The sequence below is a fragment of the Pseudomonas sp. DSP3-2-3 genome (assembly GCF_049898225.1).
In the GTDB taxonomy this organism is placed as follows: Bacteria; Pseudomonadota; Gammaproteobacteria; order Pseudomonadales; family Pseudomonadaceae; genus Aquipseudomonas.
In genome coordinates, this window is record NZ_JAFCXH010000029.1 from 62,529 (window position 1) to 68,824 (window position 6,296).

The following is a 6,296-nucleotide window of genomic DNA, read 5'->3' on the forward strand; positions in this document are numbered from 1 at the left end:
AGTCTTTATTAAAGCCTAGAAAGGTTTAACCACCACCAATATGACGATGGCCAGCAAAATCAATACAGGGATTTCATTGAACCAGCGATAAAACACGTGGCTGCGGCCGTTCTCGCCACGGGCGAAGCGTTTGACCTGTGCGCCGCAGACATGGTGATAGCCGATCAGCAACACCACCAGTGTCAGTTTGGCGTGCATCCAGCCTTGACTCATGTACCCCGGTACGAGGCTGATCAGCCAGATGCCGAACACCAGCGTGGCAATCATCGCCGGGCCCATGATGCCCCGGTACAGCTTGCGTTCCATGGTGCAGAAGCGTTCACGGCTTACGGCGTCTTCGCTCATGGAGTGGTAGACGAAAAGTCTCGGTAAGTAGAACAGGGCTGCAAACCAGCAGACCATTGAAACGATGTGAAAAGCTTTGATCCATAAAAGCATTTTTAGTTATTCCCAGGTTCACGGTGCGCAAATAGTAGTGGCTTGAGCGTCCATACGTCACGTTGTCGGTTGTCGCAGACGCGTTACGCCCATATTATCGACGGCTTTCCAGTTGGTACGCAGAGGGCAGGGTTATGGTCAAGGTCGGTATCGTCGGCGGCACGGGTTACACCGGGGTCGAATTGCTGCGTTTGTTGGCACAGCATCCGCAAGCTGAAGTGGTCGTCATCACTTCCCGATCCGAGGCGGGTCTGCCTGTGGCCGACATGTACCCGAATTTGCGCGGCCATTACGACGGCCTGGCGTTCAGCGTGCCGGACGTGAAAACGCTGGGTGCCTGCGACGTCGTCTTCTTCGCCACGCCTCACGGGGTTGCCCACGCGTTGGCGGGCGAATTGCTCGATGCCGGCACCAGGGTCATCGACCTGTCCGCTGACTTCCGTCTGCAGGATCCGGTGGAGTGGGCCAAGTGGTACGGCCAGCCCCATGGCGCGCCTGAGCTGCTTGAGCAAGCGGTGTACGGCTTGCCGGAAGTCAATCGCGAGCAGATCAAACAGGCTCGCTTGATTGCTGTTCCAGGCTGCTACCCAACGGCAACTCAGCTGGGTTTCCTGCCATTGCTCGAAGCCGGCATCGCCGATAACACGCGCTTGATCGCCGACTGCAAATCCGGCGTGAGCGGTGCTGGTCGCGGTTTGAGCCTGGGCTCGCTGTATTCCGAAGCCAACGAAAGCTTCAAGGCCTACGCGGTCAAAGGCCACCGTCACTTGCCGGAAATCACTCAGGGTCTGCGTCGCGCAGCGGGTGGTGATGTCGGTTTGACCTTCGTGCCACACCTGACGCCGATGATCCGTGGCATTCACTCCACGCTGTACGCAACGGTGACTGACAAGTCCATCGATCTGCAGGCGCTGTTCGAAAAGCGTTATGCCAACGAACCGTTCGTCGACGTCATGCCTGCCGGTAGCCACCCGGAAACCCGCAGCGTGCGCGGCGCCAACGTGTGCCGCATCGCCGTGCATCGTCCCCAGGGCGGTGATCTGGTGGTGGTGTTGTCGGTGATCGATAACCTGGTCAAAGGCGCGTCGGGTCAGGCTGTGCAGAACATGAACATCCTGTTTGGACTGGACGAGAAGCTCGGTCTTTCCCATGCGGGGATGATGCCCTAGAAGCAGCTGCAAGTCTGGAGCTGCAAGCTGCAAGATGGCGCGCCGCGACTTGGCGCTTGTAGCTTGTAGCTAACCGCTGCTCCTCTAATAGTTGACCGATTTTGTAGGAGAAGCGGATAATGCCCGTCATTACGCATTATGACGGCTTAGCGCCGGGAGATATCTAACATGAGCGTCGAATCCTTCACTCCAACGGCTTTGCAATTCACTCACGGTGCCGCGCACAAAGTGAAAAGCCTGGTCGATGAAGAGGGCAATGATCGCCTGAAGCTGCGTGTCTTCGTGACCGGTGGCGGCTGTTCCGGTTTTCAGTATGGCTTCACCTTCGATGAAGACGTCGCGGACGATGACACTATCGTCGAGCGCGAAGGCGTAAGCCTGGTTGTTGATCCGATGAGCTTCCAGTATCTGGCGGGTGCAGAAGTGGACTACCAGGAAGGTCTGGAAGGTTCGCGTTTCGTGATCAAGAATCCGAATGCATCCACCACCTGTGGTTGCGGCTCGTCTTTCTCGATCTGATTAGCTTGCTGTACACATGAAAACGCCGCGCATATGCGCGGCGTTTTTCGTTCTAGCTCAGCTTTAGTCTGGGTCGATCAGGCCGGGTAAATTGCGCCCAGTACCCGCAGACCCTTGGCGCCGGTCACCGTCGGACGGTTGGCGGGCACGCCTTCCAGGCAGCAATGGGCCAGCCAGGCAAAGGCCATCGCCTCAACCCAGTCCGGATCAACACCAAACGCTTCGGTGCTGCTGACTTTGGTATTGGGCAGCAATTGCGCCAGTCGGTCCGTCAGCGCCACGTTGTGAGCGCCGCCGCCGCAGATCAGCAGTTCCTTGGTTTCGGATTGCGCCGACTGCAGGGATTCGGTGATCGTCAGGGCTGTCAGCTCCATCAGCGTGGCCTGTACGTTTTCCGGCGCCAGAGTCGGCAGCTGGAACAGGTGATGATGCAGCCAACCAAGGTTGAACACTTCGCGGCCGGTGCTTTTCGGGCCCTTGGTCAGGAAAAACTGATCGCTGAGCAGAGACTTGAGCAGCGCGGGATCGACTTGCCCGCTTGCGCCCCAGGCGCCGTCCCGGTCGTAACTCTGGCCACGCTGGGATTGAATCCAGGCATCGAGCAACACGTTGCCCGGACCGCAATCGAATCCGGTAACCGGCAGGTCCAGCTCGATCAGGGTCAAATTGCTGAAGCCCCCGATGTTCAATACGGCGCGGCGGTCCTTGTTGTCGTCGAACAGCGCCTCGTGAAACGCGGGCACCAGCGGAGCGCCCTGGCCGCCAGCTGCAATGTCCCGACGACGGAAGTCACTGACGACTGTTATCTCGGTAAGTTCTGCAAGCAGCGCCGGGTTGCCGATCTGCACGGTGAACCCGCGCGCAGGTTCGTGGCGGATAGTCTGGCCATGACTGCCGATAGCGCGGATCTGGCCCGCAACCATGTTCTGCTCGCTGAGCAATGTCAGCACGCCTTGAGCTGCGAGCTGTACCCACTTTTGCTCGGCAATGCCGGCGCGCGCCAGCTCATCAGGGCCGCTGGAGCACAGGCCCAGCAGCTCTGCGCGCAAGTCGTCAGGCATTGGAATGTAGTGGGTCGCCAGCAATCTCGGCCGGTCGTCTTGCTCCAGCAGGGCTATATCGATCCCATCGAGGCTACTGCCGGACATCACACCAATATAGAAGAAGGCCATGGCTTATCGTTTGCTCGAGGCCAGCGTGGTGGCCTTTTCCTGGTCCATGCGAGCCATCAACGGCTGGCTCTGTTGCATGAACCGCTGTTTTTCGGATTTGGCGATTGGATCCGCCATCGGCAATTTCTGACCCAGAGGGTCTACGTGCACGCCATTGACCTGGAACTCATAGTGCAAATGAGGTCCTGTCGACAGGCCGGTGGTACCAATATAGCCGATCACCTGACCTTGTTTGACGCTACCGCCGGTTTGTATGCCTTTGGCAAAGCCTTGCATGTGGCCGTATAGCGTCCGATAGGTCTCGCCATGCTGGATGATCACGGTGTTGCCGTAGCCGCCGCGGCGTCCTGCAAGCAGAACCTTGCCATCGCCGGTCGCCTTGATCGGCGTGCCGCGCGGGGCTGCATAGTCAACGCCTTTGTGAGCGCGGATCTTGTTCAGGATCGGGTGCTTGCGGCCCATGGAAAACATCGAACTGATGCGGGCGAAGTCCACCGGAGTACGGATGAAGGCCTTACGCATGCTGTTGCCGTCAGCCGTGTAGTAATTGGTATTGCCTTGCTTGTTGGTATAGCGAACTGCGGAATAGGCCTTGCCGTGGTTGGTGAAGCGGGCAGACAGAATATTGCCGGTGCCGACAGTCTTGCCATTCACGACTTTCTGCTCGTAGATCACGTCGAATTCGTCACCTTTGCGGATGTCCTGGGCGAAATCGATGTCGTAACCGAAAATGTTGGCCATATCCATGGTCATGGTGTGTGACAAGCCTGCACGCTGCGCGGATTGCGAGAGCGAACTGTTGATCACGCCATGGACATAGGCGGTACGCACGTTCGGCTTGCTGATTTCGCGGCCGAACGTAAAGCCCTTGTCGGTCCGGGAAAGGCTGATGCTTTCCAGCTCACTGATCTTGCTGTGCAGCTGCTTGAGCTGGCCTTCAGGTGAAAGCTCGAACTGCAGGATCTGGCCGTTCTTCAACTGGCTGAATTGCTTGGCCTGCTTATCACTGGCCAAAACCTCATGCACGGTCGTGGCGGGCAGTCCGACTTTTTCGAATAGAGTGGACAGTGTATCGCCCTTGGCAACTGCGACTTCCCGGTGATTCGCGTTCTTGACCGCGACTGCAGGCGCCTTCGGCTGAGGTGCCGCTTCTTTCGTGGCGGGCTCTACGCTGGCGTTTTCCTGAGGCTCATCAGTGCCGTTGTCGATCTGCGCAAATGGAGACTCGGTGGCGTCTTGTGTGGCCTGGATGGATTCTTGAGCGTCTTGTTGTTCTGTGAGCTGATCTGCAGGGATTTCCAGATCAAGACTCAGCGTGGTTTTTTTAGCTTCAACGTCACTTGAAGGGAATACCAGAAGAGCCAGGCTTAGCAAGGCGGCGATGCCGCTTGCAGCGAGCAGGTGGGTCTTCGGATAAAGCGGAGGCGCTTTAGGCGGTGTATTCATAGGTAATTTTGACTTTGAAAAGATGAATTGGAAAAGATGAATGACATGATGAAGATGAAATAACTGTATAAAATATAACCAAAACCTGCTTGAAGCAACCCTGCCAAACGTTTCAATTTATGATTCGGCGCCGGGTGCTGGGCAAAACTTTGTAAACGGGCCCTGATCTTGTATGGTTGGTTCCCTTTAAATAGGCAATGACGGGGCTTATATGAAGTCGGTTGAAGAGCAGCTGGCGCTAATCAAGCGCGGGGCGGATGAACTCCTGGTCGAGGCTGAGCTGATTACCAAGCTCAAGCGCGGCCAGCCACTACGTATTAAAGCCGGATTCGACCCAACGGCACCTGATCTGCATCTGGGTCACACCGTGCTTATTAATAAGCTGCGTCAGTTTCAGGATCTCGGTCACCAGGTCATCTTCCTGATCGGCGACTTCACTGGCATGATCGGTGATCCAAGCGGCAAAAGCGCAACACGTCCACCGCTGACCCGTGAGCAGGTGCTGGACTATGCCGAAACCTACAAGTCCCAGGTATTCAAGATCCTTGATCCGGCCAAAACCGAGGTGGCATTCAACTCCACCTGGATGGATCAGCTGAGCCCGGCGGACTTCATTCGGCTGTCATCGCAATACACCGTGGCGCGGATGCTTGAGCGCGACGACTTCGATAAGCGTTACAAGACCAACCAGTCCATTGCCATCCATGAATTCCTCTATCCGCTGGTCCAGGGTTATGACTCCGTTGCGTTGCGTGCGGATGTTGAACTGGGCGGGACCGACCAGAAATTCAATCTGCTGATGGGGCGCGAGTTGCAGCGTGCTTACGGGCAAGAAGCCCAGTGCATTCTGACCATGCCATTGTTGGAAGGTCTGGATGGCGTGAAGAAGATGTCCAAGTCGCTGGGTAACTACGTCGGTATCCAGGAAGCACCGGGCATCATGTACAGCAAGCTGGTATCGATTCCCGATGCGCTCATGTGGCGCTACTTTGAGTTGCTGAGCTTCCGCTCTATGGAAGAAATCGACGGCTTCAAGGCTGATTGCGATGCGGGTGCGAATCCGCGTGACGTCAAGATCAAGCTCGCTGAAGAAATCGTGGCGCGTTTCCATGGTGAAGAAGCCGCGGCTTCTGCGCACCGATCTGCGGGTAACCGCATGAAGGAAGGCGAGTTGCCGGACGATCTGCCGGAGATCGCATTGACTGCTGCTGAGGATATGCCGATCGCCGCTGTTCTTAATAAGGCAGGCCTGGTCAAGAACTCTGCGGTGGCGCGTGATCTGTTGGCGTCGGGCGGTGTACGTATAGATGGTGAGGTCGTGGATCGCGCTTTTGTATTCAAGCTGGGTGCGACGCATGTTTGTCAGGCTGGGAAGAAGGCTTTCGGGCGTATTACGCTTAATTTGGGATAAGCGTTAATTAACGGTTGACGGCCTCTCTAATCTGTCTATAATTCGCACCTCTTCCGGAGCAGATGAAACGGAAAACTCCTTGGTAATCAAGTAGTTAGCCGGGTTGATTGGCGAGGAAGAGGTTTCGATGAGTTGATCGGA

6 protein-coding genes are annotated in these 6,296 nt (G+C 56.6%); 3 read left to right on the plus strand and 3 right to left on the minus strand.

The features are described from left to right. Window positions 1–15: 15 nt before the first annotated feature. Window positions 16–438, minus strand: coding sequence for a protoporphyrinogen oxidase HemJ (gene hemJ / locus ACP7E4_RS25270; protein WP_426118454.1), 423 nt, complete (start codon window positions 436–438; stop codon window positions 16–18). A 134-nt stretch (window positions 439–572) separates the two neighbouring features. Between hemJ and argC the strand changes: the two genes are divergently transcribed. Together argC and erpA are read left to right on the plus strand one after the other, a co-directional pair. Beyond that, complete coding sequence (gene argC, locus ACP7E4_RS25275; RefSeq protein WP_426118456.1) at window positions 573–1,607, plus strand: N-acetyl-gamma-glutamyl-phosphate reductase; 1,035 nt, start codon at window positions 573–575, stop codon at window positions 1,605–1,607. 168 nt (window positions 1,608–1,775) lie between these two features. Beyond that, the gene (gene erpA / locus ACP7E4_RS25280) at window positions 1,776–2,126 is read left to right on the plus strand and encodes an iron-sulfur cluster insertion protein ErpA (RefSeq protein ID WP_020292766.1); all 351 of its coding nucleotides are present in this window, start codon (window positions 1,776–1,778) and stop codon (window positions 2,124–2,126) included. 77 nt (window positions 2,127–2,203) lie between these two features. On the opposite strand, the gene ACP7E4_RS25285 is transcribed toward erpA, so the two are convergent. Both ACP7E4_RS25285 and ACP7E4_RS25290 read right to left on the minus strand, forming a co-directional pair. Then, window positions 2,204–3,298 carry an anhydro-N-acetylmuramic acid kinase gene (locus ACP7E4_RS25285; RefSeq protein WP_426118459.1) on the minus strand — a complete coding sequence of 365 codons (1,095 nt, stop codon included), beginning with the start codon at window positions 3,296–3,298 and terminating at the stop codon, window positions 2,204–2,206. 3 nt (window positions 3,299–3,301) lie between these two features. Further along, entirely contained in the window at window positions 3,302–4,744 is a 1,443-nt protein-coding gene (locus ACP7E4_RS25290; protein ID WP_426118461.1) for a peptidoglycan DD-metalloendopeptidase family protein, read from the minus strand. A 211-nt stretch (window positions 4,745–4,955) separates the two neighbouring features. Between ACP7E4_RS25290 and tyrS the strand changes: the two genes are divergently transcribed. Beyond that, window positions 4,956–6,155 carry a tyrosine--tRNA ligase gene (gene tyrS, locus ACP7E4_RS25295; protein ID WP_426118463.1) on the plus strand — a complete coding sequence of 400 codons (1,200 nt, stop codon included), beginning with the start codon at window positions 4,956–4,958 and terminating at the stop codon, window positions 6,153–6,155. Window positions 6,156–6,296 lie beyond the last annotated feature (141 nt).